At 68.9% G+C, this 23950-nt stretch carries 22 protein-coding genes and 1 pseudogene; 19 read left to right on the plus strand and 4 right to left on the minus strand.

Features of this window, described 5'->3' with window-relative positions; translation table 11 throughout:
• Positions 1-18: 18 nt before the first annotated feature.
• Positions 19-1242 (minus strand): BMP family lipoprotein, encoded by a 1224-nt coding sequence (locus SYV04_RS19105; protein WP_321547265.1) that lies wholly within the window; start codon positions 1240-1242, stop codon positions 19-21.
• 54 nt (positions 1243-1296) lie between these two features.
• Between SYV04_RS19105 and SYV04_RS19110 the strand changes: the two genes are divergently transcribed.
• The 8 genes from SYV04_RS19110 (at position 1297) to SYV04_RS19145 (ending at position 10735) form a co-directional block, all read left to right on the plus strand.
• The gene (locus SYV04_RS19110) at positions 1297-2601 is read left to right on the plus strand and encodes a thymidine phosphorylase (protein WP_321547266.1); all 1305 of its coding nucleotides are present in this window, start codon (positions 1297-1299) and stop codon (positions 2599-2601) included.
• Between the two features lie 84 nt (positions 2602-2685).
• Positions 2686-3564, plus strand: coding sequence for a hypothetical protein (locus SYV04_RS19115; protein WP_321547267.1), 879 nt, complete (start codon positions 2686-2688; stop codon positions 3562-3564).
• Between the two features lie 54 nt (positions 3565-3618).
• On the plus strand, positions 3619-5463 hold the full coding sequence (locus tag SYV04_RS19120) for a S1C family serine protease (RefSeq protein ID WP_321547268.1): 1845 nt from the start codon (positions 3619-3621) through the stop codon (positions 5461-5463).
• 91 nt (positions 5464-5554) lie between these two features.
• On the plus strand, positions 5555-7696 hold the full coding sequence (locus SYV04_RS19125) for an ATP-binding protein (RefSeq protein WP_321547269.1): 2142 nt from the start codon (positions 5555-5557) through the stop codon (positions 7694-7696).
• Positions 7697-7735: 39 nt separating this feature from the next.
• Positions 7736-8566: a purine-nucleoside phosphorylase gene (locus tag SYV04_RS19130; protein WP_321547270.1), complete on the plus strand. Its 831-nt coding sequence runs from the start codon at positions 7736-7738 to the stop codon at positions 8564-8566.
• 17 nt (positions 8567-8583) lie between these two features.
• On the plus strand, positions 8584-8949 hold the full coding sequence (locus SYV04_RS19135; protein ID WP_321547271.1) for a PilZ domain-containing protein: 366 nt from the start codon (positions 8584-8586) through the stop codon (positions 8947-8949).
• 15 nt (positions 8950-8964) lie between these two features.
• Positions 8965-9369: a cytidine deaminase gene (locus SYV04_RS19140; protein ID WP_321547272.1), complete on the plus strand. Its 405-nt coding sequence runs from the start codon at positions 8965-8967 to the stop codon at positions 9367-9369.
• A gap of 34 nt (positions 9370-9403) precedes the next feature.
• Positions 9404-10735 carry a 5'-deoxyadenosine deaminase gene (locus SYV04_RS19145; protein ID WP_321547273.1) on the plus strand — a complete coding sequence of 444 codons (1332 nt, stop codon included), beginning with the start codon at positions 9404-9406 and terminating at the stop codon, positions 10733-10735.
• A gap of 8 nt (positions 10736-10743) precedes the next feature.
• Here SYV04_RS19145 and SYV04_RS19150 read toward each other — a convergent pair whose 3' ends face one another.
• Positions 10744-12141, minus strand: a complete 1398-nt coding sequence (locus tag SYV04_RS19150; RefSeq protein ID WP_321547274.1) for a sensor histidine kinase — start codon at positions 12139-12141, stop codon at positions 10744-10746.
• Positions 12142-12303: 162 nt separating this feature from the next.
• Between SYV04_RS19150 and SYV04_RS19155 the strand changes: the two genes are divergently transcribed.
• The 4 genes and pseudogenes from SYV04_RS19155 to SYV04_RS19170 form a co-directional block, all read left to right on the plus strand.
• A complete protein-coding gene (locus SYV04_RS19155) occupies positions 12304-13038 on the plus strand; it encodes a PspA/IM30 family protein (RefSeq protein WP_321547275.1) in 735 nt (244 codons plus the stop codon).
• A 30-nt stretch (positions 13039-13068) separates the two neighbouring features.
• The gene (locus tag SYV04_RS19160; RefSeq protein ID WP_321547276.1) at positions 13069-14256 is read left to right on the plus strand and encodes an ABC transporter substrate-binding protein; all 1188 of its coding nucleotides are present in this window, start codon (positions 13069-13071) and stop codon (positions 14254-14256) included.
• A gap of 32 nt (positions 14257-14288) precedes the next feature.
• Positions 14289-15098, plus strand: a complete 810-nt coding sequence (locus SYV04_RS19165; protein ID WP_321547277.1) for a hypothetical protein — start codon at positions 14289-14291, stop codon at positions 15096-15098.
• Positions 15099-15228: 130 nt separating this feature from the next.
• Positions 15229-16056: pseudogene (locus tag SYV04_RS19170) on the plus strand (serine/threonine-protein kinase); the annotation flags it as partial.
• Positions 16057-16703: 647 nt separating this feature from the next.
• Here SYV04_RS19170 and SYV04_RS19175 read toward each other — a convergent pair.
• A complete protein-coding gene (locus SYV04_RS19175) occupies positions 16704-17420 on the minus strand; it encodes a hypothetical protein (protein ID WP_321547278.1) in 717 nt (238 codons plus the stop codon).
• Between the two features lie 396 nt (positions 17421-17816).
• Between SYV04_RS19175 and SYV04_RS19180 the strand changes: the two genes are divergently transcribed.
• Positions 17817-18356: a hypothetical protein gene (locus SYV04_RS19180; RefSeq protein WP_321547279.1), complete on the plus strand. Its 540-nt coding sequence runs from the start codon at positions 17817-17819 to the stop codon at positions 18354-18356.
• A 9-nt stretch (positions 18357-18365) separates the two neighbouring features.
• On the opposite strand, the gene SYV04_RS19185 is transcribed toward SYV04_RS19180, so the two are convergent.
• Positions 18366-19289 carry a LysR family transcriptional regulator gene (locus SYV04_RS19185; protein ID WP_321547280.1) on the minus strand — a complete coding sequence of 308 codons (924 nt, stop codon included), beginning with the start codon at positions 19287-19289 and terminating at the stop codon, positions 18366-18368.
• Positions 19290-19386: 97 nt separating this feature from the next.
• Between SYV04_RS19185 and SYV04_RS19190 the strand changes: the two genes are divergently transcribed.
• The 6 genes from SYV04_RS19190 (at position 19387) to SYV04_RS19215 (ending at position 23940) form a co-directional block, all read left to right on the plus strand.
• Positions 19387-20262: an NAD-dependent epimerase/dehydratase family protein gene (locus SYV04_RS19190; RefSeq protein WP_321547281.1), complete on the plus strand. Its 876-nt coding sequence runs from the start codon at positions 19387-19389 to the stop codon at positions 20260-20262.
• A gap of 149 nt (positions 20263-20411) precedes the next feature.
• Positions 20412-21605 (plus strand): hypothetical protein, encoded by a 1194-nt coding sequence (locus SYV04_RS19195; protein WP_321547282.1) that lies wholly within the window; start codon positions 20412-20414, stop codon positions 21603-21605.
• Positions 21606-21652: 47 nt separating this feature from the next.
• Entirely contained in the window at positions 21653-22462 is an 810-nt protein-coding gene (locus SYV04_RS19200) for a formylglycine-generating enzyme family protein (RefSeq protein WP_321547283.1), read from the plus strand.
• Entirely contained in the window at positions 22459-22860 is a 402-nt protein-coding gene (locus SYV04_RS19205; RefSeq protein ID WP_321547284.1) for a hypothetical protein, read from the plus strand. The genes SYV04_RS19200 and SYV04_RS19205 overlap by 4 nt, the downstream gene beginning before the upstream one ends.
• Before the next feature lie 10 nt (positions 22861-22870).
• A complete protein-coding gene (locus SYV04_RS19210; RefSeq protein WP_321547285.1) occupies positions 22871-23239 on the plus strand; it encodes an MmcQ/YjbR family DNA-binding protein in 369 nt (122 codons plus the stop codon).
• Between the two features lie 47 nt (positions 23240-23286).
• Positions 23287-23940, plus strand: a complete 654-nt coding sequence (locus tag SYV04_RS19215; RefSeq protein ID WP_321547286.1) for a hypothetical protein — start codon at positions 23287-23289, stop codon at positions 23938-23940.
• Positions 23941-23950 lie beyond the last annotated feature (10 nt).

Here is a 23950-nt window from a genome sequence, read left to right on the forward strand (position 1 = left end):
GGATGTGTCGAAGGGAGATCAGGGCGCGGGCTTGTAGGAGGAGACCTCGTCCTTGGTCGCCGGGACCTTCAGCTCCCCGGACGCGATGCGCTGACGCAGGGCCTCCACCTTCTGCAGCGCCTCGGCCTTGCCCGGGAAGTCCAGGCGGACCTCGGCGTAACCCACGCCGCCCTCCTTGATTCCCAGCTCCTGCTCGCCGGCGCTGAACTTGCCCTCGGTCAGGTCCTTGGACGCGGTGTAGATGGCCAGGTCCACGTGCTTGAGCATCGAGGTCAGCACCACCTCGGGCGCCACGTGCGACTGGTCCGAGTCCACGCCGATGACGTACACCTGCTTGCCCGTCGCCCGCGCCTCCTTCACCGCCTGGATGACGCCCAGGCCGTCCGCACCCGCCGCGTGGAAGATGACGTCCGCGCCCTTCTTCAGCAGGTCCTGCGCCACCTGCTTGCCCGCCGCCACGTTGTTGAAGCTGCCCGTGTAGACGGACATCAGCCCCGGCTCCGCCTTGGCGTTCGTCGTCTTCACGCCCGCGCGGTAGCCCGCCTCGAACTTCTTGATGAGGGGCACCTCCATGCCGCCCACGAAGCCCACCTTGCCCGTCTTCGTTACCAGGCCCGCCAGCGCGCCCACCAGGAAGCTGCCCTCGTGCTCCTTGAAGACGACGGCGCGCACGTTGGGCAGCTGGTACGGCTTGTTCTGCGCGTCGAGGATCAGGCTGTCCACCAGCAGGAACTGGGCCTTCGGGTTCTGCTTGGCCACCGTCTCCACGGCGCTCTCCAGCAGGAAGCCGTTGCCCACCGTCAGGTCCGAGCCCTGGTCCACCAAGAGCTGCAGGTTGGGCTCGTAGTCCTCCGGGGACTTGCTCTGGATGACCAGCGGCTCGATGGGCTGCGCGGTGATGGGCGGCTGGAGGCTGGCCAGGTCCGGGGTGATGGACTGCTTGACCTCCTCGGCCGGCGCGGTGACGTAGCTGCCACCCTCGTACTTCTTGCCGGCGGCCCAGGTCTCCAGGCCACGGAGCGCTGCGTCATTGAAGGAGTGGTCTCCGCGACCGCCCACGTCGATGACGAGTCCCACCTTGTAGCTCTTGGCGGCGGGCGGCTCGGGCGGCTTGGCGGCTTCGGCCTTGGGCTGCTCCTGCTGCGCGGCGGGCGCGGGGGGGGCAGGAGGGGGCTCTTCCTTCTTACAGGCGCCCAGCAGCGCCACTACGGCCAGGACGGACAGGCGGAGGGATCGGGTCATGGAGCGCGTATCTAGCAGATGACGGACCCGATGGAAGGGGTAGGCTCTGGCCTTGTGAGACCCTACGAGCTCATCAAGGCCAAGCGCGACGGCGGAAAGCTGGACCCGGACGCCATCCGCGAGTTCATCGCCGCCTATACCCGCGGTGACGTTCCCGACTACCAGATGTCCGCCATGTGCATGGCGGTCTTCTTCAAGGGGCTGGACCCCGTGGAGCTCGGCGCGTGGACGCGCGCCATGCTCGAGTCCGGCGAGGTGCTGGACCTCTCGGAGACCCCCGGGCTCAAGGTGGACAAGCACTCCACGGGCGGAGTGGGGGACAAGGTGTCCCTGAGCCTGGCGCCGCTGGCGGCCGCGTGCGGGGTGCCCGTGCCGATGATTTCCGGCCGCGGCCTGGGCCACACCGGCGGCACCTTGGACAAGCTGGAGTCCATTCCCGGCTTCAAGGTGAACCTGTCGGTGGCCGACTACCGGCGGTTGGTGAAGCAGGTGGGCTGCTGCCTCATCGGCCAGACCGCCACCCTGGCGCCCGCGGACAAGAAGCTCTACGCCCTGCGCGACGTGACGGCCACGGTGGACTGCCTGCCGCTCATCGCCAGCTCCATCATGAGCAAGAAGCTGGCGGAGGGCATCGACGCGCTGGTGCTGGACGTGAAGGTGGGCAGCGGCGCCTTCATGAAGAAGCTGGAGGACGCGCGCGCCCTGGCCCGGACGATGATCGGCATCGGCACGGAGATGAAGCGCAAGGTGACGGCGCTGCTCACGGACATGGATCAGCCGCTGGGCCGGGCGGTGGGCAACGCGCTGGAGGTGGTGGAGGCCGTGGAGATGCTGCGCGGCAAGGCCCCGGACGACTACACCGAGGTGACGCTGGCGCTCACCGCGGAGATGCTCGTGCTGGGCGGCAAGGCGCCCACCGTGAAGGAGGCGCGCGAGCAGCTCCAGCGCGCGGTGGAGGACGGCAGCGCGCTGCGCAAGCTCCAGGAGATCGTCCAGGCGCAGGGCGGAGACCCGCGCGCCATCGAGGACTACTCGTTGCTGCCCCAGGCGCGGGCCAAGGCGGACGTGGTGGCCCCGAGTGACGGTTTCGTCACGGGCATCGACACCGAGGCGGTGGGGCTGGCCGCGGTGGCGCTCGGCGCGGGACGGGAGCGGGTGGACAGCGTCATTGACCCCGCGGTGGGCTTCACGCTGCTGCGCAAGGTGGGCGAGCCGGTGAAGAAGGGCGAGCCGATCGTCCGCGTACACTACAATGACGAGAAGCCCCTGAAGGACGTGAAGGAGCGCCTGCTCAAGGCCTACCGCTTCGGAGCCACCGCCCCCGCGCCGCGCCCGCTCGTCGTCGAGCGGCTGGAGTAGGCGCCGCGCATGAGACCTGTCACGAGCCCTTGAAGACGTGACGGGTCTTGTGCGAGATCGCCGCGCCCACCGGGAGGGGTCCCCATGACACGCAAGCTGCTGTTCCTCGCCACGCTCGTGGCTGTCTCCATCACTCCGTCCATCGCTCACGCAGGCGTCTGGTTCGAGCTGCTGCACGCGCCCTGTTGGACGGGCGATGAGAACAACATCAAGCAGGACAACGGCGTCATCGGTCGCTACTCGGGCGCCATCGACTGCTTCAACAAGGACTTCAATGGGGGCGGGGCCCGCACCGTCCTGTCGATCAAGGCGTTCCAGGCGTGGGAGTACGGGACGATGTTCCTGTATTACGACATCACCGGACCCTTCAACAGCGCCAACTCCCGGACCGACGGGGTGACGGACACCGCCAACGAGCGCGGCGGCTTCTTCGGCGGCATCACCCTGACGGCCTCGCCCAAGAAGATCACCGAGAAGATCCTCGGCCGCGAATTCGACTGGGGCCCGCTGCGCGACGTGCAGGTCAAGTACGAGGCCGAGCACGTCTCCAAGTTCGGCATGCTCAGCTACTACGGCCTGCAGTGGGACCTGAACATCCCCGTGCTGGACTTCATGTCGGTGACCACCGTCATCCGTGACGACCACGTCTTCCACGGTGTGGACTTCCAGGTGGGCGCGGCGCTGCAGAAGTCGTTCTCGCTGGGCAGCCAGGACTTCATCGCCGCGGGCTTCTTCCAGACGGGCCTCTTCGGCGAGGGAAAGGGCAAGGGCTCGTTCGCCCAGAGCGAGGGCAACCAGTTCTTCCTCGCCCAGCCGCAGCTGCTGTGGGACTTCGGCAAGCCCCTGGGCGCCACCCCTGGCAAGCTGTATGCCGGCTTCGAGTGGCAAATCGCCTGGAACCGCTACCTCATCGAGGACAAGACGGAGAACGTGCTCCAGGGCATGATTCGCTGGAACATCTGATTCCAGGCCACGGGGGCCGCGCCAGGCGGCCCGTGCGGCACGGGGGGAGTCGACATGCAGGGCTCGAACGACGCGCGGTGCCTGCGGTGCGGGGCGCCAGACCCTGGTGACAGGACGCGGTGCCTCTGTGGCGCCAGCCTCCTCGTCGATGTGTTGCTGAAGGAGCCCGTGGCGGAGGAGCGTCGGCGCTTCGCCCTGGCCCGCGCCCTCTCCGCGCTGGGCCCCCCGGCTCCCTCCTTCTCCCACGCTCGGACGGCGCTCGCCATTCCCGGAGACCGGATCGCCCGTGGGGTCTCCCGGGCCTTTGCCCAGCGGCTCATCGAGGTCATCGCCGAGCACGGGGCGAGCGCCATCCTCCGGTCCGCGCAGACGTTGGAGCTCTCCTCCCAGCGCACCTCGCGTGTGCCCCTGGTGGCGGGAGGGCTCGCCCTGGTGCTCATCGTCGCCGCGGCAGGTGTCGTCTGGCAGCGCCGGGCATTTGCGCCTCAGGCCCCTGCGCCCCGGGGGAGCACGGCGAGCGCTTCGGGCGATCCGGCCGGGACTGCCGCCGCCGCTCCGGAGGCCGCTGCTCCCGCCGCGCTGTCCACGCAGGAGATCTCCCAGCTCGCCTCTCCCAGCACGGTGAACCTGCGGTGTGAGGGCAAGACGGGCTCGGGCTTCTTCGTCGAGGCGGATCTGGCGGTGACCAACGAGCACGTCGTCTGCCCTCCCGGCAAGTCCATGGAGGTGACGCTGCCCGACGGGCGTCGGCTCATCGGAGAGACGGTGGAGCGCGATGAGGACCTGGATCTCGCCACCGTCCGGGTGGTGGGCGCCAACGCCACGCCGCTGAAGCTCGGGGACGCGACGCGCCTGCAGCCGGGCGACCCCCTCGTCTTCATCGGCAGCCCCAAGGGCCTGGCCTTCACCGTCCACGAGGGCAAGGTGGGCTTCGTCGGCCGGCAGTACCTGGGCGTCGGCTATGTGCAGTTCAACGCCTCGGTCAACCCGGGCAACAGCGGCGGCCCGCTGCTGGATGCGCGCGGCGAGGTGGTGGGCGTCGTCTCCATGAAGATCGAAAACGCGGACGGGCTGGGCCTGGCGCTGCCCATCCAGTACGCCGACAAGTTCCTCTCCCTGCCCACCACGCCCGAGGCCACCGCGCGCTGGGAGGCGCTGCGCCAGCGCGTGGCGCAAGAGGAGGAGCGCGAGCTGGAGCGCTTCCGGCTGGAGTCCTCCCGCCCCGCTCTCATCTCCGTGGAGCGGGATGGTGCCGTGGGCCTGGTGGCCCTGCTCGTCGAGCGCTTCGAGACGCCTCCTCGTCGAATCACTCGCCGCCTGGCCCTGGAAGTCGGGGGCGAGACGTGCTCCCTCGACGTGGACTTCTCCTTCTGGCGGCCCATGCGGGACACGATGACCGAGGCGCGCGACTCGCGCCGGCTGCGGTGGTTCGTCTCGCGCGGCCTCACCGAGAACATCCACATCGGCGCGGCGCGGCTGCCCCTCGAGAGCTGCTCGCTGAGCGCCCCGGGCCCCGCCTGGGTGCGGGTGGAGCAGGGCGCCGAGGAGATGGACCGGCTCCCGGTGGCGGCCGAGGACCTCGCCGCCGCCCAGCAGGCCTGGAAGCAGAAGAAGGGCTACATCCAGGCCTGGGACAAGTACCTCCAGAAGCGGGGCGTCGAGGAGGAGCGCGCGCGGCAGGACAGCGAGGAGTGGCGGGCCAACTTCCGGCGTGCTCGCGAGCGTGTCACCCGCCTCGAAGAGGACAAGCGCCGCTGGCAGCAGGAGCTCGACGAAGGCAAGGACTCGCGGCGCCAGCTCGTGGAGACGGAGCTCGCCCTGAAGCAGGCCCAGGAGCAGCTCGCCGAGCTCGAGCGCTACGCCTCCCAGAAGGGCGTGCCGCGCCAGTGGCGCCAGTAGCAGCGCTTCCGGCCTTCATTCTCCCACATGCGTGTGGTTCCAGGGCCGACAGGTTTCGGCCCTCCCCTGGGTAGGCCGGGTCTGAACCGGTGTGTTCAAATTCCACGTCATGGGCAGCATCGAGCGGGTGTCGCGGTCGTTGATGGAAGGGGCTCTGGCGGAGAAGGTCCACGCCGCCGAGCAGGGAATCGCCCTGCTGCGCCTGCTGACCATTGCCGCCGGGTGGATCAGCTACCCCCTGCTGGACAAGTCCCACGGAGTCCCCTGGCTGGGGTACCTGCTGCTCGGGCTCTCCGGGGTCTACTCGCTCGTCATCTATCTGCCGGAGTCGTATCGCCACCGGCTCTTGCTGCAGTCGGCCACCGTCACCACCGTCAGTGACGCGTTCTTCGTGATGCTGTGGCTGTACGCCACGGGGGGCATCCACTCTCCCTACTTCATCGTCACCGTGCTGTCGGTGGCGGGGGTGGGCTTGCGCTTCACGCCCCGGGAGACGCTCGCCGCCGCCCTCGTGTATGCGAGTGCCTATCTCGGCCTGATCGCGCTCCAGGGGGAACTGCTGGGCCACGGCGTCCTGGTGCTGATCAACGTCCTCTACATCTTCCTCTCGGGGCTGCTGGGGCAGGCCGTCTCCAGGATGGTGCTCGAGCAACTGGTGGCCCGGCTCGAATTGCAGAAGCGCTTGCAGACCGAGGAGCGCCTGGCGCGCAGTGAGACGGAGCTCGCCGAGGCCCAGTCCATCGCCCACCTGGGCAGCTGGGTCTGGGATGCGACCACCAACGAGCACAACTGGTCCGCCGAGCTGTCCCGGATCCTCGGCCGCACGCCCGATCAAGTCGTCGTCGGAGAGTCCTTCCAGCAGAACATCCACCCCGAGGACCGGCTCGCGTTCCAGCGCCTCATGGAGGCAGCGGTACGGGATCGCCAGCCCTTCCATGGGGAGTACCGCCTGCTGAAGCCCTCGGGAGAGGTGCGGTGGATCCACCTCAAGGGACAGGTGACGTGTGACGCTCGCGGTGAGATTGCGCGGATGAGCGGCACCGCCCAGGACATCACCGACTTCAAGGAGATGGAGCGGCGGTTGATGATCGCCGACCGCATGGCCGCCCTGGGCACGCTCTCGGGCGGCGTCGCCCATGAAATCAACAACCCGCTGATGTTCATCTCCACCAACCTGGCCTGGCTGGAGGAGGGCCTGAGCACCCCGGCCGCGCGGCAGTTGCCGCAGCTCGAGGAGTTCAAGAAGGCGGTGTCCGACGCGCGCCAGGGCGCCGAGCGCGTGCGCAACATCGTCCGGGACCTGCGGACTTTCTCCCGCGTGGAGGAGGCCCGGCTCGTCCCCGTGGACGTCCACCAGGGGCTGGAGTTCTCCATCAATGTCGCCACCCCGGAGATTCGCACCCGGGCGCGCCTGGTGCGGGAGCTGGGCGCGGTGCCCCTGGTGCTGGGCGACGAGACGCGCCTGGGGCAGGTGTTCCTCAACCTCCTGGTGAACGCGGCGCAGGCCATCCCCGAGGGCAACCCCGAGGCCCACGCCATCACCGTCCGCACGCGCGTGGGCGCGCCCGGGGAAGTCGTGGTGCAGGTTCAGGACACCGGCAGCGGCATGCCCCCGGAGGTCCTCGAGCGCATCTTCGACCCATTCTTCACCACCAAGCCCGTGGGCGTGGGCACGGGCCTGGGCCTGTCCATCTGCCACGGCATCATCACCTCGCTCGGGGGGAGGATCTCCGTCGAGAGCACGCCGGGCCGGGGCACCACCTTCACGGTGACGCTGCCCGCCACCGAGGTCCGGCCAGCCCCGCGCCCGCCCACCCCCGCGCCCATCCGCTCCGGGCGTGTGCGCGTGCTGCTCATCGACGACGAGCCGATGCTCATGGCCTCGCTGCGGCGGGCGCTCCGCGCGGACTTCGAGGTGAGCACCAGCTCCGGGTCGGAGGCCCTGAGCCGGCTGCTGGCGGGGGAGGAGTTCGATGCGCTCGTCTGCGACTTGAGCATGCCGGACATCTCCGGCATGGACCTGTACGCCCGGCTCCAGGAGCAGCGCCCCGACCAGGCCGCGCGGATGATCTTCCTCACCGGCGGCGCCTTCACCCCGCGCGCCCAGGAGTTCATCGCCGGGGCCCGCTACTGGCTCGACAAGCCGGTGGACCTGCCCCGGCTGCGCACCCTGCTGGGGGAAGTGGTGGGGGCCAACGCCGCGCCGCGGCAGGAAGAAACCCGAGCGCACTAGGGCGACTTTGGCGGCGCCGCGAATATGATGCCTGCCCACATGGGGCTCTACGAACAGGTACAAGAGACGGTGCAGGCCATCCGCCAGCGGGCAGGAGGGCTCTCCCCGCGCGTGGGCATCATCCTCGGCAGCGGCCTGGGCGCCTTCGCGGACGGCTTCGAGGGCAAGGTGGTGCTGCCCTATGGCGAGATGCCCCACTTCCCCCACTCCTCCGTGCCGGGGCATGCCGGTAGGCTCGTGCTCGGGCGCGTGGGCGGCGAGCCGGTGGTGGCGATGCAGGGCCGCGTCCACTCCTATGAGGGCTATTCCCCCACGCAGGTGGCCTTCCCCGCCCGCGTGCTGTGCGCGCTGGGCATCCGCGCCCTGGTGGTCACCAACGCCGCCGGTGGCATCAACACCCAGTTCGCCCCGGGCGACCTGATGGCCATCACCGACCACATCAACCTCTCCGGGTGGAACGCGCTCACCGGCCCCAATGACGACCGGCTGGGGCCCCGCTTCCCGGACATGAGCCGGGCCTACTCCCCCGCGCTCCGGGCGCTGCTGCTCGAGTCGGCCCAGCGCACCCAGGTGCTCCTGCGTCAGGGCGTGTATGCCATGGTGGCAGGTCCATCTTATGAGACTCCGGCAGAAATTCGCATGCTGCGCACGCTGGGCTCGGACGCGGTGGGGATGAGCACGGTGCCGGAGGTGGTGGCCGCGGGGCACATGGGCGTGCCGGTGGCGGGAATCAGCTGCATCACCAACCTGGCGGCGGGGGTAGGGGACAAACCGCTCACGCATGAAGAGGTAGCCGAGACGGCCAACCGCGTGGCGGGTATCTTCTCCCGGCTGCTGACGGAATTCCTTCCGGCGGCGGCTCGCGCGTGAGCAAGGATTCGACAGCGATGGCGGAGCGGAATGAATCCCCGGGACTCCGGGGCGAAGAGCGGCGGGAGTCGCCGCGGGTGCCGATGCGCTTCTTGGTGCGGCGTGTCGGGAGTGAGGCGAGCTTCGAGGCCCGGGAGGGGGACTTGTCCCTCGGCGGCTGTGCCTGGCAGGGCGGGACGCTGGAGGCGGGGGCGCAGGTGGAATTGCGTTTCCTGCTGCCCTCGGTGCCGGACGAGCTGAACGTGCGCGGCGAGGTGCTGCAGGTGCGCGAGGGCCAGAAGGGATTGGCCACGCACGTGCGCTTCCTGGAGCTGCCCGTGGACGTGGAGCTGTCCATCGCCCGCTACCTGGATGATGTGGAGCTGGGAGCACCGAAGAGCTGAGCCCTGGAGGGCCTGATGGCCGACGAGATTCCCTGGGAAGCGCTGTTCCAGCAGGCGGCGAAGGTGCGCGAGCGCGCGCACGTGCCCTATTCGCGCTTCCCCGTGGGCGCCGCCATCCTCTTCGCCGACGGCACGGTGGTGGTGGGGTGCAACGTGGAGAACGCCACGTACGGACTCACCGTGTGTGCCGAGCGGGGGGCCTTCGTCTCGGCGGTGGCCCAGGGGCACACCCGGCCGGTGGCGGTGGCCATCGTCGTGGACACCCCCACGCCCTGTCCGCCCTGTGGCATGTGCCGGCAGGTGATGGCGGAGTTCGGCGGGCCGGAGATGCCCGTGCGCAGCCGCAACATGAAGGGAGAAGAGGCCCAGTACTCCCTGCGCGAGCTGCTGCCGCACGCCTTTACGCGCGACTTCCTCTGACAGCGGCCGGCTCTGTGTTAAGAGCAGCCCGCGCGTGGACCTGCTCCTGACCCATGGCACCGTCGTGACGATGAACCGCGAGCGCGAGGTGCTCGCGGATGCGGACGTGCTCATCCAAGATGGCCGCATCGCCAAGGTGGGGCATGGGCTGAAGGTGCGTGGGGCCGCGCGGCGCGTGCTCGACGTGTCCGGCCAGGTGGTGCTGCCCGGCCTCATCCACGGCCACCTGCACGCTTGCCAGACGCTGTTCCGCAACCACGCCGACGGGCTGGAGCTCCTGGACTGGCTCCGCGAGCGCATCTGGCCCTACGAGGCGGCGCATGACCCGGACTCGCTGAGGGCCTCGGCGGACCTCACCTTCGCCGAGCTCATCCAGTCGGGCTCCACCGCGGCGCTCGATATGGGCACGGTGCGCCACTACGACTCGGTGTTCGAGTCGGCGCGCGACTGCGGCTTCCGGCTCACCGGCGGCAAGGCGATGATGGACACCGGCCGCGCGCTGCCGGCGGCCCTTCGCGAGACGACGGAGGCCTCGCTCTCCGAGAGCCTGGCCCTGCTGGAGCGCTGGCACGGCACCCACGACAACCGGCTGCGCTACGCCTTCGCCCCGCGCTTCGTGCTCTCGTGTACCGAGAAGCTGCTGAAGGAGGTGTCTCGGCTGTCGCGGGAGAAGGGCGTGCGCATCCACACGCACGCCAGCGAGAACGCCACCGAGTGCGACCTGGTGCGCCAGCGCATCGGCCTGGACAACATCGCCTACTTCCACTCGCTGGGCATCTCCGGCCCCCACGTGACGCTGGCCCACTGCGTGTGGCCCACCGCCGAGGAGCAGCGCCTGCTGCGCGAGACGGGCACCGTGGTGTGCCACTGCCCCAGCTCCAACCTGAAGCTCGCCTCCGGCATCGCCAAGGTGCCCGAGCTGATGGATGCCGGGGTCCACGTGTGCCTGGGCGCGGACGGCGCGCCCTGCAACAACAACCTGGACCTCTTCATGGAGATGCGGCTGGCGGCGCTGCTGCACAAGCCGCGCGTGGGTCCGCTGGGCATGCCGCCCCTGCGCGTGCTGGAGATGGCCACGCTGGAGGGCGCCCGGGCGCTGGGGCTGGAGCAGGAGGTGGGCTCGCTCGAGGTGGGCAAGCGCGCCGACGTCACCGTGGTGGACCTGCGCGGCCTGCATGCCACGCCCTCGCCGGAGAATGTGCTGGGCACGTTGGTGCATGCCGCCCGGGCCACGGATGTGACGCACGTGCTCATCGACGGCCGGCCCGTGCTCAAGGACCGCCAGTTGCTCACCCTGGATGCCCACGAGGTGGCCGAGAGCGCCCGCAAGCACTCGGCCCGCATCGTCGAGCGCGTGAACGCCTGAGCGCGGGCTCAGCCCGGGCTGGCGCTTCGGGACTGGGCCGGCAGGGGCGGGAGCCTCGCGACGAACGAGGTGGGCCACCCAGGCGTGTCCTCCACCGAGAGGCGCCCACCGTGGGCCTCCACCGCCAGCCGGCAGAAGTAGAGCCCCAGCCCGTAGCCCGTCCGGTGGCTGCGCTCCTTGTCTCCCTGGCTGTATTTCCCGAAGAGCCGCTCGCGCAGCTCGGGGGGAATGGGTGTGCCGTCGTTGCGCACCGCCAGCCACGTACCCCCCGCGTCCGTGCCCACCTCCAGCCGCACCCGCCCTCCCGGCGGCGTGTGGCGAAGGGCGTTGGTGGTGAGGTTCTCCACCACGCGCAGCAGCAGCGAGCGGTCCCCGTGGAACTCCAAGTCCGCGGGCGCCTCCGCCTCCAGCTTGAGCCGGCGGAACTGCGCGCCCGAGGCGGCCGCCAGGCGTACCTCCTCCAACAGTGGGATGGCGGTGATGCGCTGGGCGCGCAGCTCCAACTGGCCCTCCTCCAGGCGAGGGATGTCCAGCAGCTCGGCGATCATCCGCTCCATGCGCCCGGTGACGGCCACCCCCGTGCGCACCGCCTGCCGCAGCCCCGCGTCGCCCATGGCCAGCTCGTTCTCCAGCAGGGAGAACGTCATCGTCAGCGCCGAGAGCGGCGAGCGCAGGTCATGCACGACGAACTGGGTGAGCTGGTCCTTCTCCTGCTGGAGCGCCAGCAGCTGCGCGTTGTGCGCGCGCGCCTCGCTCAGCATGTTCTCGATGGTGCCGCGGGCCTGTTCGACTTCCTGGAAGCGCCGCGCTTCGACCTGACGCTCCACCTCGGTGCGGGACAGGGCCAGCACCAGTTGGCGCACGCGGTGGCTGCCGTACTGGCTCATGACGGCCACCATTCCCAGCACCACCACCGCCACCGCCACCGCACCGAAGCCCACCCCCGCCTCGCGCATCAGCGTGGCCTGGGCGATAGCTGCCAGCGTTGTTGTCAGGTAGACGACGCTGGGAAAGAGCGTGAGGCTGCTGAGCACCACCACCAGCGCGAAGAGCCCGAGGCTGAATCCGGCCACTCCGGCGGGGAACGGGGAGATGGGCAGCGCGGTGTGCTGCAGCCAGAACACCAGCCCCACATCCACCACGGACTGGGCCACGCTGAGCCAGCGGATGAGGGGCTTGCGGTGCAGGGCGAAGAGCAGCCCCGCCACCCCCAGGTAGAGCCCGAGCGGGAGCGGGTAGGGGGCCCAGTCGGGACGGCCTCCGAGCCACAGCGCCAAGACGATGAGCAGGAAGGCGAGCGTGCCCACCAGCCGCACCGCCGCGCCAGCCTTCAGTACGCCTCGGCGCTGCCCATCCACCGCCTGCGCGAGGATGGCGTCGAATGCTCGGGTGTCCTGCTGGGTCATGTGCGAGGGAACCAGACACTAGCACCCGAGCAGGGGGGCCGCCGAAAGGATGGAGCAATATCCGGCGGTTGGTATGCGTAGGGCAGGCAGAAGGGTGCTTGATTCCCGTAGGATCGTATAAGGTCGAACCATCCGTGTTCTTCGGAGGAGGTAGCAGCCGTCATGTGGGCAAGGTTCAGAAGGGCGATGCGCAGCTTCGCGGGCTTCTTTGTCTCCTCCATCGAGGACCCGGAACTCATCCTCGAGCAGAACGTGCGCGACCTGAACGATCAGGTCCCGAAGATGAACGAGTCCATCGCCATGGTGCGGGCGAACGTGACGCTGCTGGAGAAGGAGAACGCCAAGTACCAGCAGGACGTGCGTGAGCTGACGGCCAAGGTGAAGGCCGCCATCCAGGCGGGCCGGGACGATCTGGCTGCCCAGTACGCCAGCCGCCTGCAGATGGAGAAGCAGGCGCTCGAGCGCAACCAGCAGCAGCTCGATACGGCGAAGATGGCGTACGAGAAGGCGCTGAACGTCAAGAAGCTGTTCATGCGCGAGAAGGACAAGAAGACCCAGGAGGCGATGAACGCCATCCGGGACGCGCGGCGCGCCAAGTGGCAGGCCAAGGTGGCCGACGCGATGGAGTCCTTCCAGGTGGCTGGCATCGACGCCACCCACGACGAGATGGTCCGCAAGGTGAACGAGAAGACCGCCGTCAACGAGGCGCGCATGCAGATGGCGCTCGAGTCGGTGGATCACCAGGCGCTCTCCATCGAGGAAGAGGCGGAGAAGATCCAGGCGAACGAGCTGGTCAAGCAGTTCAAGATGGAGATGGGCCTGGACAGCCCCGCCCCCGTGTCGGACGTGAGCGCGGGCGGAGAGAAGACGATCGGCAAGAAGGTGGAGGTGAAGTAGCCCTCCCCGAGGGGAAGGGGCCGCCAGCCTATGAAGCTTCACCGCGGGCCAGGCCTCTTCCTCTTCCTGTTCCTGTGCCTGGGAGGCGCGGGCTACGCGCTCGCGTCCCGGCTCGGGTACCTGGACCGGCTCCAGGCGCGCTTCTTCCCGGCCGCCCAGGAGGCGGTCCGCCTGTCCCCCGGAGACTTCCCCGCGGGGGTGGCGGCACCGGTAGCGGACGTGGCCTCGGTGCCCCTGCGGCCGGTGCTGATTGGGTTTACCCCGCGCGGCTCGGCCTCGGCATTGCTGCTGGCCACGGGCGGGGCCACCACCCTGGACTCGCCGGGAGCGCCTCCGGGCGCGGCGCAGGGGGTGCTCAAGACGGCATATGCGCTGGATGCGCGGGCGGTGCTCTTCGCCCGGGAGGAGGAACTGCGCCAGGCGCTGTCCGTTGGGGCGGAGAATGGCGGGGTGGACATGGCCATGCTCTCCGTGGACCGGATGGCGGCGTGGGTGCCGGGGCTGAGGGACGCGGCGCCGCGCACGGTGATGCTGGTGGGGCGCAGCCGGGGGCAGGAGGCACTGGCGGCAGTGGGGGTGACGGACCTGGCCTCGCTGCGCGGCAAGCGCGTGGGCGTGTACCCGGGGAGCTCCTCGCACTACTTCGCGCTGTGGGTGCTCTCGCGCGTGGGGCTGCGCACGACGGATGTGAAGTGGGTGGACTTGCCCTCGACGCTCGACGCGGGACGGGCGCTGCGCGAGGGGCGGGCGGACGCGGTGGTGGGGCTGTGGGGCGACGTGGAGCTGGCGGCGAGGGACCGGGGCGGGGCGGTGCTGGCCACCACGGCGGACGCGCCGCACCTGATTGCCACGGTGCTGGTGGCCCGAGGGGACTTCGCCGCGCGCTACCCGGACGCGGTGCGCCGGGTGCTGCGAGGACTGTTGGATGCCGGGCAGAGCGTGCAGAAGGACCCGACGCAGGGGGCGCGGATGCTGGGGGACGTGGCGCCGTACCTGGGCGACCCGATTGAGGCGATCCGCTCGGCGCCTCCAGCGACACTGGCGGACAATCGCTCCTTCTTCGGCCTTTCCGGCGAGGCGCCCGTCACCTATGACGAGCTGTTCCAGAGCGCCTCGGCGCTCTTCAAGAAGCTCAAGCGGGGGGCCGTGGCGCCACCCGCGGAGGACACCCGGGACCTCGGAGCGTTGAAATACGTGTCGGAGGCCCGCGGACCCTGAGGCCCCCCGAAGTGGGGGCGAGGAGAGATTCCGTGGCGGATTCGCCCAGTTTCATCAAGGCCGCCTTCATGTTGCCCGCGAACCTCGTGGGCTTGCTGACGGCGGGAGCCTCGTCGCTGATGACGGGCGAGCCGCTGCCGGCGCTGGTGGCGCTGGGGGTGGAGGGGCTGTACCTGGGAATCGTCCCCTCGATGAAGCGCTTCCAGCGGGCGGTGCGCGCGAAGGGCGGCGGGGAGGAGACGCCGGACGCGGCGCGCAAGCAGGTGGACGCGCTGCTCTCGGAGCTGGCGCCCTCGCAGCGTGAGCACTACCAGGCGTTGGTGGGGCTCAAGGAGAAGATCCTGGAGAACTACCGCCGGCTGCCGGGAGGCAAGGTGCTGGCGGCGGGGAGCGAGCCTCGGCTGAACGAGCTGCTGACTTCGTTCCTGCGATTGGTGTCGGCGCTGAACCACCACCGCACGTACCTCAACAGCACGGACCGGGAGCAGATCGAGAAGGAGCTGCGCGAGCTGGAGGCGGAGGTGGCGCAGGAGGCGAACCCGCGGCTCAAGGACGTGAAGGAGAAGCGGCTGGAGATCCTCCGCAAGCGGGTGGGGCGCTTCGAGCAGGCGGGAGAGAGCCGCGAGGTGGTGAGCCACCAGCTGGCGGGGATTGAAGACCTGCTGCGGCTGACGCACGAGCAGTCGATCACCATCCGAGACCCAGAGACGGTGAACCGGCAACTGGACGCGGTGAGCGCCGAGGTTCAGGCCACGGACGAGACGGTGCGGGAGATGGAGCGCTTCATGGAGTTCCAGGAGGAAGTGGGCAAGCCACTGCCGCACGGAACGCGGGTGCGGTGAGCGCCTGATGCACTCTCAGAACTGAACCTCAGCGACTCCTACTCCACGATTACTCAGCCTGGTCATGACCTGTAGAGTAGGATTGGTTTAGGGGACACATGAGTCTTTAGTTCCTTGAGGGAGCAGCTTGATGGCTAGAACCGCAGCGGATTCGCTGGTCCCTGGAACGAAGATAGGCCCCTGGCGCGTGGAGCATCTGCACGGCCGAGGCACTTACGGCACGGTGTACAGGGTGCGGAGCCAGAAACCGGGGGAGGTGGGAGCCTTCGCGCTGAAACTGGCCCACTTCCCCTGGGATCCGCGCTTCGAGCGGGAGGGGCTGTTGCTGTCCCGGATCTGCCACGACAGCGTACCGAAGCTGAGGGACCGAGGCGGATGGAGAGCTCCGAGCGGAGAACTCTATCCCTGCATCGTCATGGAGTGGGTGGCGGGAGTGGCGCTGTACGAGTGGGCATCGGGGGTCAAATGCACCTCGCGGCAGATGCTCCGGGTGTTGGCACAACTGGCCCGTGCGTTGGAGGCCACGCACCGAGCCAATGGAGTGCATCGGGACGTGAAGGGGGACAATGTCTTGGTGAGTCCCGAGGGAATGGCTTGGCTGGTGGATTTCGGGGCGGGGAAGTTCAAGGGAGCGGGCTCGTTGACGCAGGAGACGCTGCCGCCAGGAACTCAGGCGTATCGCAGCCCGCAGGCGCTTCGCTTCCTCAAGGAGAACTACCGTGACCGGGGGGCGCACTACGAGGCGACCGAGGCAGATGATGTGTATGCGTTGGGAGTCACTGCCTACCGCGCGGCGACGGGGCGCTACCCGCCGCCGGGGACGGACCTGGAGCGGGACTTCGAGCCGAACCGAGCCCCACTACCGCCGCTCCAGCCGCCGAGCGAACTCGTCAGCGTGTGTCCGGAGTTGGAAGGGCTCATCTTGCGCATGCTGTCGGACGTGCCCTCGGAACGAGGAAGCGCAGGGAATGTTGCGTGGGCCCTTGAGCAGGCGGCGGCTTGTGTAGGCCGAAGGGCGGACGCGCCCATTGTTCCATGTCGCCGCGAGGCAGCTTCTCCGAGCAGAGGGCACATGGCACGTCGCGTCCGCCAGGGCCTTGTGCAGGCGGCACCCTGGCTCAGTGGAGCTGTGGGAGGTGCCATCTTCTTGGCCCTGACATGGTGGATGGTGCATTGGGGTGGGGACCTGCCCATGGCGGCTCATGAGGCGCATGTCGTAGATGGAGAGAACGGAAGTACGGCAGCGCTGGGGGACACAAGTCCTCTGCTGCCAGTGTCCGGCGCCGCGCGCCCGGCGCCGTCGAGGGTTGTCGGGCTGGACATGCCCGAGCGGCCATTTACTGGGCAGAACCTTCCGCCGTGCAGGAAAGGCTTGGAGGTGGAAATCGAGCTGACCTCAGGCAAGAAGGAAACGCGAAGTTGCTGGATGAAGATCGATGTGGCCGATGAGCCGTGCAATGGCTACGAGTACCGGGGTGGCTGCTATCTGCCGAGTTACCCGCCACCGAAATTGCCCCAGTCCGTGAAGCAGTAGGCGTGTATGAAAAAGCGGCACCGCGCTCCCGGGATTCCAGAAGCGCAGTGCCGCCGTTCATTTCTCAGAGCTCACACTACGTTTGGCGCCTGCTCCACCTCCTTGGCCTGGGGCATGGAGATGGGTTGGGCCAGCAACGCCTCGGCCAACTTGGTCACCTGCGCCAGTGGGATGCCCTTGAAGTCGAGCACCGGCTTGCCCTTGTGGTTGCGCACCTGCATCCGGACAGGAGCCCCCTTGGGGAGCTTGCTGGTCACGGCCTTCATGTACTGGTCCGCGATCGCCAAGTCCTCCGACGGCAGAGGCTTGCTGGAAGCAGGCTTGCGCCTGCGCTGGAGCGCTCGGCGCATGTCATCCACGCTGCACTCGGAGAAGGGCTTGGGCGTCACTTCGCCCGTCTCCCCCATGACCTCGATGATCGTGCCGCCAGGCTCGGCGTGGTTCACCTCCGTCTCGGCGGCCTCCTCGTAGGTCAGCAGCAGGGAGAGGCGGGTGACACCGAACTGGTTGCAGACCGGAGCGGTGAAGCCGTTCGCCACCGCCCCGTACGCCACCAGAGTCGCCCGCGACACCTCGCGCAGGTGCTCGCTGAAGTAGTCCTGCGCGGTCTTGTAGCCCACCGCCTCGGCCAGCTTCTCCTTCACCACGTAGTTGTAGAGCTCGCCCATGCGGTAATGGTTGGTGTTCTCCTCCATCAGCAGCTGGCGCATGGCGACGCGCACCTGATCGAGCGTCATGTCCGTCTGGATGGAGATCTTCTCTTCTTTTGTCTTCCACAGATTCAACATCTGGGAGTCCCCCTTGGGTATGGCCACACGTCATATGGGCCAGGCCGATGAGTCATGTGATGAGCCATCGGTCGGGAAGGCGTAAAGCAGGAGACGCGCCAACTCAGGAGGGACCCAAAAACAGGCACTTGGGTGGGAATCGCATGAGTGCCCCAGTCCGAGAACGTGGACTCCCAGTCCACGGTACGAGACGGGGGCAAGGTGGCGGAGTTGGGGATGAGCCGCTCGTCATGCCTGACCAGTCAGGCATGAGCGCGATGCCTGACCAGTCAGGCATGGCCCCCCCCTGTACTTCGAGCAGTTCGAGGGTCTGATCGTCCTCTCCAAGTCGTAGTGCGCAGCGCGTAGAATGGGCGCGGGCGCCAGGGGTGCCCCGGTGCGTGCGCGAGGCCAACCATGATGCAGTCCACCAAGACCGCTCGGATCGAAGTGCTCGGCAACTCCATTCTCTCGGCGCTGGGGGCGATGAAGATCGCTCCGGACCGGGCGTTGCGCATCTTCGCCGAGCAGGGCATCACCACCATCGAGAGCACCGACTGGTACCCCGTTGAGCATGTTCTGGGCGCCTATCGCTCCATCCAGGCGCAGGTCGGCCCCCACACCATCCGCGCCGTAGGCCGCAACATCCTCAAGAACGCGGAGTTCCCCCCAGGGCTCACGACGATCGAACAGGCGCTGGGCTCCCTCGACGTGGCCTACCACATGAACCACCGGGGCTCCGGGCCCATGGGCGGCTACCACCATGAGTCCACCAGCCCGCGCACTTCCTTGATGACGTGCGACAACCTCTACCCGTGCCCGATGGACCTCGGTCTCCTGGAAGCCATCGCCGAGCGCTTCCGGCCCCGGGACGCGTTCCTCATTCGCGTGCAGCACGCCTCCTCGACGTGTCGCGAGCGAGGGGACTCGGCCTGCGTGTACTCCCTGAGCTGGTAGCGCGGGAGTTCAGCCCCTCGTCGAGGAGGGGCGCTCGCTCCAGCTTGTCTCCCGCGCGAAGCGGCGCACCAGGAAGTCCACCCACGCGCGGACCTTCGGCGTGACGGTGCGTCCCGAGGCATGCACGGCCCAGATGGTCATGGTGGGCAGTTCATAGTCATCGAGCACTGTCACCAGCCGGCCGCCGCGCAATTCCTCGGAGATCGCGAACAAGGGGAACTGCCCCAGCCCCGTGTGGGCCAGCACCGCCGCCTTGAGCGCCAGGCTGCTGTTGGCCTGCATGGGGCCACCCACCTGGACGAGGAACTCTCCCTCGGCTCCGCGCAGCTGCCAGGCCGTGCCCGAGGCTTGATAGGTGTACTGCAGGCAGCGGTGCTGGCTCAGCTCCTCGGGTCTTCGCGGCGTGCCGTGCCGCTTCAGGTACTCGGGCGTCGCGCACACCACCCGCCGGCTGATCGCGAGTTTCCGAGCGATGAGCGACGAGTCCGGCAACTGCGCAATCCGGACCGAGACATCGAAGCCTTGCTCCACCAGGTCCACCATCCGGTCATCGAGCTGGAGGTCCAGCTGGATCTCCGGGTTGCGCTCGAGGAACTCGGGCACGGCCGGCACGACATGCAGCAGCCCGAACGTCATCGGCGCGCTCACGCGCAGCCGGCCGCGGGGCTTGCTCCTCAGCCGCATGACCTCGGCCTTCCCCGACTCCAGCTCGTCCGTCATGCGCCGACACCGCGCGTACAGCGCCTCCCCCTCGGCCGTGGGAGACAGCTTGCGCGTCGTGCGGTGGAGCAGTCGCACGCCCAGCGTGCTCTCCAGGTGCATCACCTGCTTGCTCACCGTCCCCTTCGACACGCCGAGCGAGCGGGCGGCGGCGGTGAAGCTGCCGGTCCGCACCACCTCCGCGAAGGTGAAGTAGGCCCCCACGTCCTCCATTGGTCCTCTCCAGGAAACAATCCGTTTCGTCTCCCCACATTGTGTTCATCCAGGGAAACGCACATCAATGGTTCAACCCAATCTGAGGAGCAAGACCATGAAGATCCTTGTCACGGGAGCAACGGGGTATATCGGCACGGCCGTCACCGAGGCCCTCATTCGAGCCGGCCACCAGGTTCAGGGACTGGCACGCTCGGACGCGGCGCGCGGCAAGCTCGAGGCGCGCGGCATCCAGCCCGTGCGCGGCGAGCTTTCGGACACCGCCGGATTGGCCGCCCTCGTCCCTGGCGTCGATGCGGTCATCTGGGCCGCGACGTCCAACACCGAAGCCCTGGATGCGCCCGCCGTCACGGCGATGCTCGAGCGAATGGCGGGAACGGGAAAGGCCTTCCTCTACACGAGCGGCGTCTGGGTCCATGGCGACACGCGAGGCGCCGTGGTGGATGAGGACAGCCCCCTGCGCTCGGCGGAGCTCGTTGCCTGGCGTCCGGCCGTGGAGCGCCGGGTGCTCGCCACGCCGGGCATTCGCGGAATCATCCTCCGCCCCGGCATCGTCTACGGCCGCGCCGGAGGTATCCCCGGCATGCTCACGTCCTCCGCGAGGGAGGCTGGCGCCGCGCGCTTCGTGGGCGCCGGAGAGAACCACTGGCCGGTGGTGTTCCTCGAGGACCTGGCGGACCTGTACCTGCGTGCCGTCGAACGCGCCCCGGCGGGGACGGTTCTCCTCGCCTCGCAAGGCCCCGGGGTGAAGCTGAAGGCGCTGGCCACCGCGGCGAGCGAGGGCGCGGGGGCCGGGGGCCGGACCACTTCCTGGAACCTGGAGGAGGCTCGCAAGCAGCTCGGAGCGTTCGCGGACGCGCTCGCGCTCGACCAGCAGGTCTCCGCCCGCCGCGCCGAGCAGCTCCTGGGCTGGGCCCCCCACGGGCCGAGCATCCTGGAGGAGCTCCGCAGCGGTTCCTATGCAGGTAGGTGAAGAGGGGAGGGTGTGATCCAGCCACCCCCTGGTACCGCCCGGGCGCCGCGTGGTGTCATGGCTCCGCTCGTCCGGTCTGTCCCCCTCTGGCAACTTCTGTGATCCGCCGGCGACAATGGCCCCAAGGATGTTTCGCGCTGGAGGCGCACATGATTCGCCGAGTCGATGGCGGTAGTTCCCCCGCGGTGGAGCGGTTCTCGAAGCCCGAGCCCAAGCCGGTCGAGACGAAGCAGGCACGCTCCACGGTGGATCTCTCCCGTGACACCTTCGCCAAGGCGGAGGGGACGGGTGGCGCTGCCGGTGCCGGGGCTGCTGCCTCTCCCGGCGCTGTGGGTGCCGCCGCCGGGGCTGCCGCGGCCGCGGGCGCCACAAGCGCCACCAGCGCCAAGCTGCGCGAGGAGTTCCAGGCCTCCGACGGATTCAAGGACCTCAGCGCCGACCAGCAGAAGCAGGCGCTCGAGGTGTTCGACGCGATGGACCTTCAGGGCCAGCGCGCCCTCAAGGACCTGACCGATCGACAGATGAGCGTGTCCACCGAGACGGACTGCCGCATCGGCACGGCGCTCCTGGATCGCGACAGCACGGGCAAGACGCTGCTGGACAACTTGCACCAGATGGCCACGCAGAAGATGCCCGACTCCTTCAAGGACTCGGGCGTCACGCGCGAGAGCCTGATGGCCTCCATCTGCCAGGAGGCCGCCCACCCCGGAGAGATCAACCAGCACAACCGGGGCACCTGCACCGTGACGTCCATGCAGTACATGCTCAACGACACCAACCCGGCCGAGTACGCGCGCATCATGACCGGGCTGATGTCCGAGAAGGGCGAGGTGACGCTGGCCAGCGGTGCCACGCTGAGCCGCGACGCCGACAGCATCGCCCCCGACTCCGCCACGCAGCGCTCCTCCAGCGAGCGGCTCTTCCAGGCGGCGATGATGCAGTACGCCCGGGGCGGCGCCGAGGGTGACTACAGCAACCTCACCAACAAGGATGACGGCCTCAACGCCTCCGAGCAGGAGCGCACGCTCGAGGCGCTCTTCAACCGGGACTTCGACAACTACACGGGCGGCGGCGCCGATGACATCCTGGCGAAGCTGAAGGATCGCTCGCCCACCGACTCGTATATCCGCATGCACTGGGGCGAGGACAAGTCCGGCGGACACGCGGTGGTGGTGGACCGGGTGGAGAATGGCCGCGTCTACATCCGCAACCCCCACGGGCCGGGCGGGACGCAGGGCGACACGCTCGAGAACCCGCCGCGCGTCGTGGAGGATCCGGCCACGGGTCTGCAGTCCATGAGCGAGGCGGACTTCAAGGAGTGGATCAAGAGCACCATCATCTAGCGGTGAGCGGTACGCTCCCGTGAGCGGGCTTGCCAGCGGAGGAGTGCGTGATTGACATCAGCGGGGGTCGCTTCGAGATGGGGCTGTCGCGCCCGGTGCGCGAGCAGCTCCAGAAGAAGTCGCCGCAGGAGCCCTTCCCCTTCCACCGCGAGGAGCCGGCGCACCCGGTGTCCGTGGGGCCGTTCCGCATGGCGGAGGCCCCCGTCACCTGCGAGGAGTACGCCGAGTTCATGGCCGACGGCGGCTACCAGCGCGAGGACGTGTGGGCCGCGCTGCGGCAGGAGCCGGACGTGGACGTGGCGCAGCTGCAGGCGCGCTTCGTGGACCAGACGAACCTCCCCGGGCCGCTCACCTGGCGCGAGGGGCGCTTCGCTCAGGGCTTGGGGCGCCACCCGGTGCATGGGGTGAGCTGGTTCGAGGCCATGGCCTACGCCACGTGGAAGGGCGTGCGGCTGCCGACGGAGGCGGAGTGGGAGTTCGCCGCGCGCGGCACGGATGGGCGCCTCTACCCTTGGGGCATGGAGTTCGACCCCGAGCGCTGCACCCACCGCGGGCGCCAGCCGAACGCCACCCTCCCGGTGGACAGCCTGCCCGAGGGACGCAGCCCCCTGGGCATGCTGCACATGGTGGGCAACGTGGCCGAGTGGACGGGGGATCTCTACCGCCCCTATCCCGGAGGGCTGGAGGAGCGTCGCGCCGGGCCGAGGGACCGGAGCGTGCGCAACGACTTCTTCAAGGGCACGCCGCTGTCGCTGCGGGCGACGGTGCGCACGCCGCACCCGCCGGACTCGCGTTTCCCCGGCCTGGGGTTCCGCGTGGCCGCGCAGTTGCTGCTCAAGCGGGTAGGGACGGTGTGAAAACGCTGACGCTGTTGAGCCTGGGGGTGTTGATGGCGCTGCCGCCGGTTCCCGTGAAGGACATGGTGGAGCGCGCCGAGGTGGTGGCGCGCGTGGACATGAAGGCCTTCGAGCGCGTGGGAGGCACCGAGGCGGAGCAGCACTGGCGCACCACGCTGGTCCCGCTCACCGTCTACAAGGGCAAGCTCACCGGGCCGATGGAGATCTCCATCCGGGTGTTCCCCGATGTGGATGGCGGCGAGTTCACCCGGACGCCGGACGCGGGGGAGCGGGTGGCCTTCCTGCGCAAGAGTGGCGAGGGCTGGACCCTGGTGGAGCCTCGCACCCAGGCGCTGCGCAAGGCGACCCCCGAGCTGCTCGGAGCGCTCGGGACGTCCGACGCCGGCCCCAAGCCCTGAGCGAGCAGCCATGAAGTGGGAGCAGCTGGTCAAGCTCGGCCGCGAGCTGCCCGAAGTCGAGGAGGGCATCTGGTTCCGCACGCCCGCGCTCAAGGTTCGCGGCAAGGCGTTCGTGCGCCTGAAGGAGGACGGCGAGTCGGTGGTCTTCATGTTGGAGAGCGTCGACGAGCAGGAGTTCCTCATCCAGGCCCTGCCGGAGCTCTACTTCATCACCGACCACTACCGAGGCTGGCCTGCGGTGCTGGCGCGGCTGGCGAAGCTGCGCGTGCCCGAGTGCCGACGACGGCTCGAGCAGGGCTGGCGGCTCAAGGCGCCGCGAGCGCTGGTGAAACAGCGAGACGCGGAGCGTGAAGAGGCCGCGCCGCGCCGCGCGCGCTGAGCCCTCCCGAGGCTGCCGGTGCCAGACAGGGTGCTAACCTGGGCTCCATGAGCCTGGAGCCCGTTGCCCCGTCCGCCGCACCCGTCCGCAAGAAGACCGCCATCTGGCCCTATGTGCTGGGCGGGGTCGGAGTGGCGATTCTGAGCGTGGCGGCGCTGGTGGGACTGGTCTTCGCCTATCTCGCGGCGGCAAAGCCCATGACGGTGACCGAGGCGGACCGGGCGCTGCTGGTGACGACCGATGATCTGGTGCCGCGACTCGAGGGTTTCTCACCGCAGCCCAGCATCGAGAAGCTGACGAAGAAGAAGGGGCTCGATGGCACCATCGAGCTCGAGTACTTGTACGACTTGTCCAACCGAGGCTTGTACCTGGCCTCCATGGTGACCACGGACACGACCGCGTCCTCGGCGAAGGCCACCTACACCAGCCTGCGCGTGGGGCAGGGCCTGGGCTTGTCGATCGCCGGGGACTCGGGCACCAAGATGGAGGAGCGCGACGATCTCTTCACCTGGGGCGACGAGTCGCGCACCGCCCTCATCACCAACAAGGGCAAGCCCGTGGGCAACGTCTTCACCGCGCGCAAGGGCCGCCACAGCTACACCTTCGTCCTGGTGGGCGTGTACTTCGATTCGAACGAGACGCTGAGCGATCTGCTGCTGCCGAAGCTGGAGCGGCTCGCCACGAACATGACGGTCCCCTGACGGCGCTCAT

It is taken from the genome of Hyalangium ruber, assembly GCF_034259325.1.
In the GTDB taxonomy this organism is placed as follows: Bacteria; Myxococcota; Myxococcia; order Myxococcales; family Myxococcaceae; genus Hyalangium_A; species Hyalangium_A rubrum.

Coding starts and splice junctions, on each gene's coding strand:
- SYV04_RS19105 (WP_321547265.1), bottom strand. CDS start 1,242: ATGACCCGATCCCTCCGCCTGTCCGTCCTGGCCGTAGTGGCGCTGCTG.
- SYV04_RS19115 (WP_321547267.1), top strand. CDS start 2,686: ATGACACGCAAGCTGCTGTTCCTCGCCACGCTCGTGGCTGTCTCCATC.
- SYV04_RS19120 (WP_321547268.1), top strand. CDS start 3,619: ATGCAGGGCTCGAACGACGCGCGGTGCCTGCGGTGCGGGGCGCCAGAC.
- SYV04_RS19130 (WP_321547270.1), top strand. CDS start 7,736: ATGGGGCTCTACGAACAGGTACAAGAGACGGTGCAGGCCATCCGCCAG.
- SYV04_RS19135 (WP_321547271.1), top strand. CDS start 8,584: ATGGCGGAGCGGAATGAATCCCCGGGACTCCGGGGCGAAGAGCGGCGG.
- SYV04_RS19140 (WP_321547272.1), top strand. CDS start 8,965: ATGGCCGACGAGATTCCCTGGGAAGCGCTGTTCCAGCAGGCGGCGAAG.
- SYV04_RS19150 (WP_321547274.1), bottom strand. CDS start 12,141: ATGACCCAGCAGGACACCCGAGCATTCGACGCCATCCTCGCGCAGGCG.
- SYV04_RS19155 (WP_321547275.1), top strand. CDS start 12,304: ATGTGGGCAAGGTTCAGAAGGGCGATGCGCAGCTTCGCGGGCTTCTTT.
- SYV04_RS19160 (WP_321547276.1), top strand. CDS start 13,069: ATGAAGCTTCACCGCGGGCCAGGCCTCTTCCTCTTCCTGTTCCTGTGC.
- SYV04_RS19175 (WP_321547278.1), bottom strand. CDS start 17,420: ATGTTGAATCTGTGGAAGACAAAAGAAGAGAAGATCTCCATCCAGACG.
- SYV04_RS19180 (WP_321547279.1), top strand. CDS start 17,817: ATGATGCAGTCCACCAAGACCGCTCGGATCGAAGTGCTCGGCAACTCC.
- SYV04_RS19185 (WP_321547280.1), bottom strand. CDS start 19,289: ATGGAGGACGTGGGGGCCTACTTCACCTTCGCGGAGGTGGTGCGGACC.
- SYV04_RS19190 (WP_321547281.1), top strand. CDS start 19,387: ATGAAGATCCTTGTCACGGGAGCAACGGGGTATATCGGCACGGCCGTC.
- SYV04_RS19195 (WP_321547282.1), top strand. CDS start 20,412: ATGATTCGCCGAGTCGATGGCGGTAGTTCCCCCGCGGTGGAGCGGTTC.
- SYV04_RS19210 (WP_321547285.1), top strand. CDS start 22,871: ATGAAGTGGGAGCAGCTGGTCAAGCTCGGCCGCGAGCTGCCCGAAGTC.
- SYV04_RS19215 (WP_321547286.1), top strand. CDS start 23,287: ATGAGCCTGGAGCCCGTTGCCCCGTCCGCCGCACCCGTCCGCAAGAAG.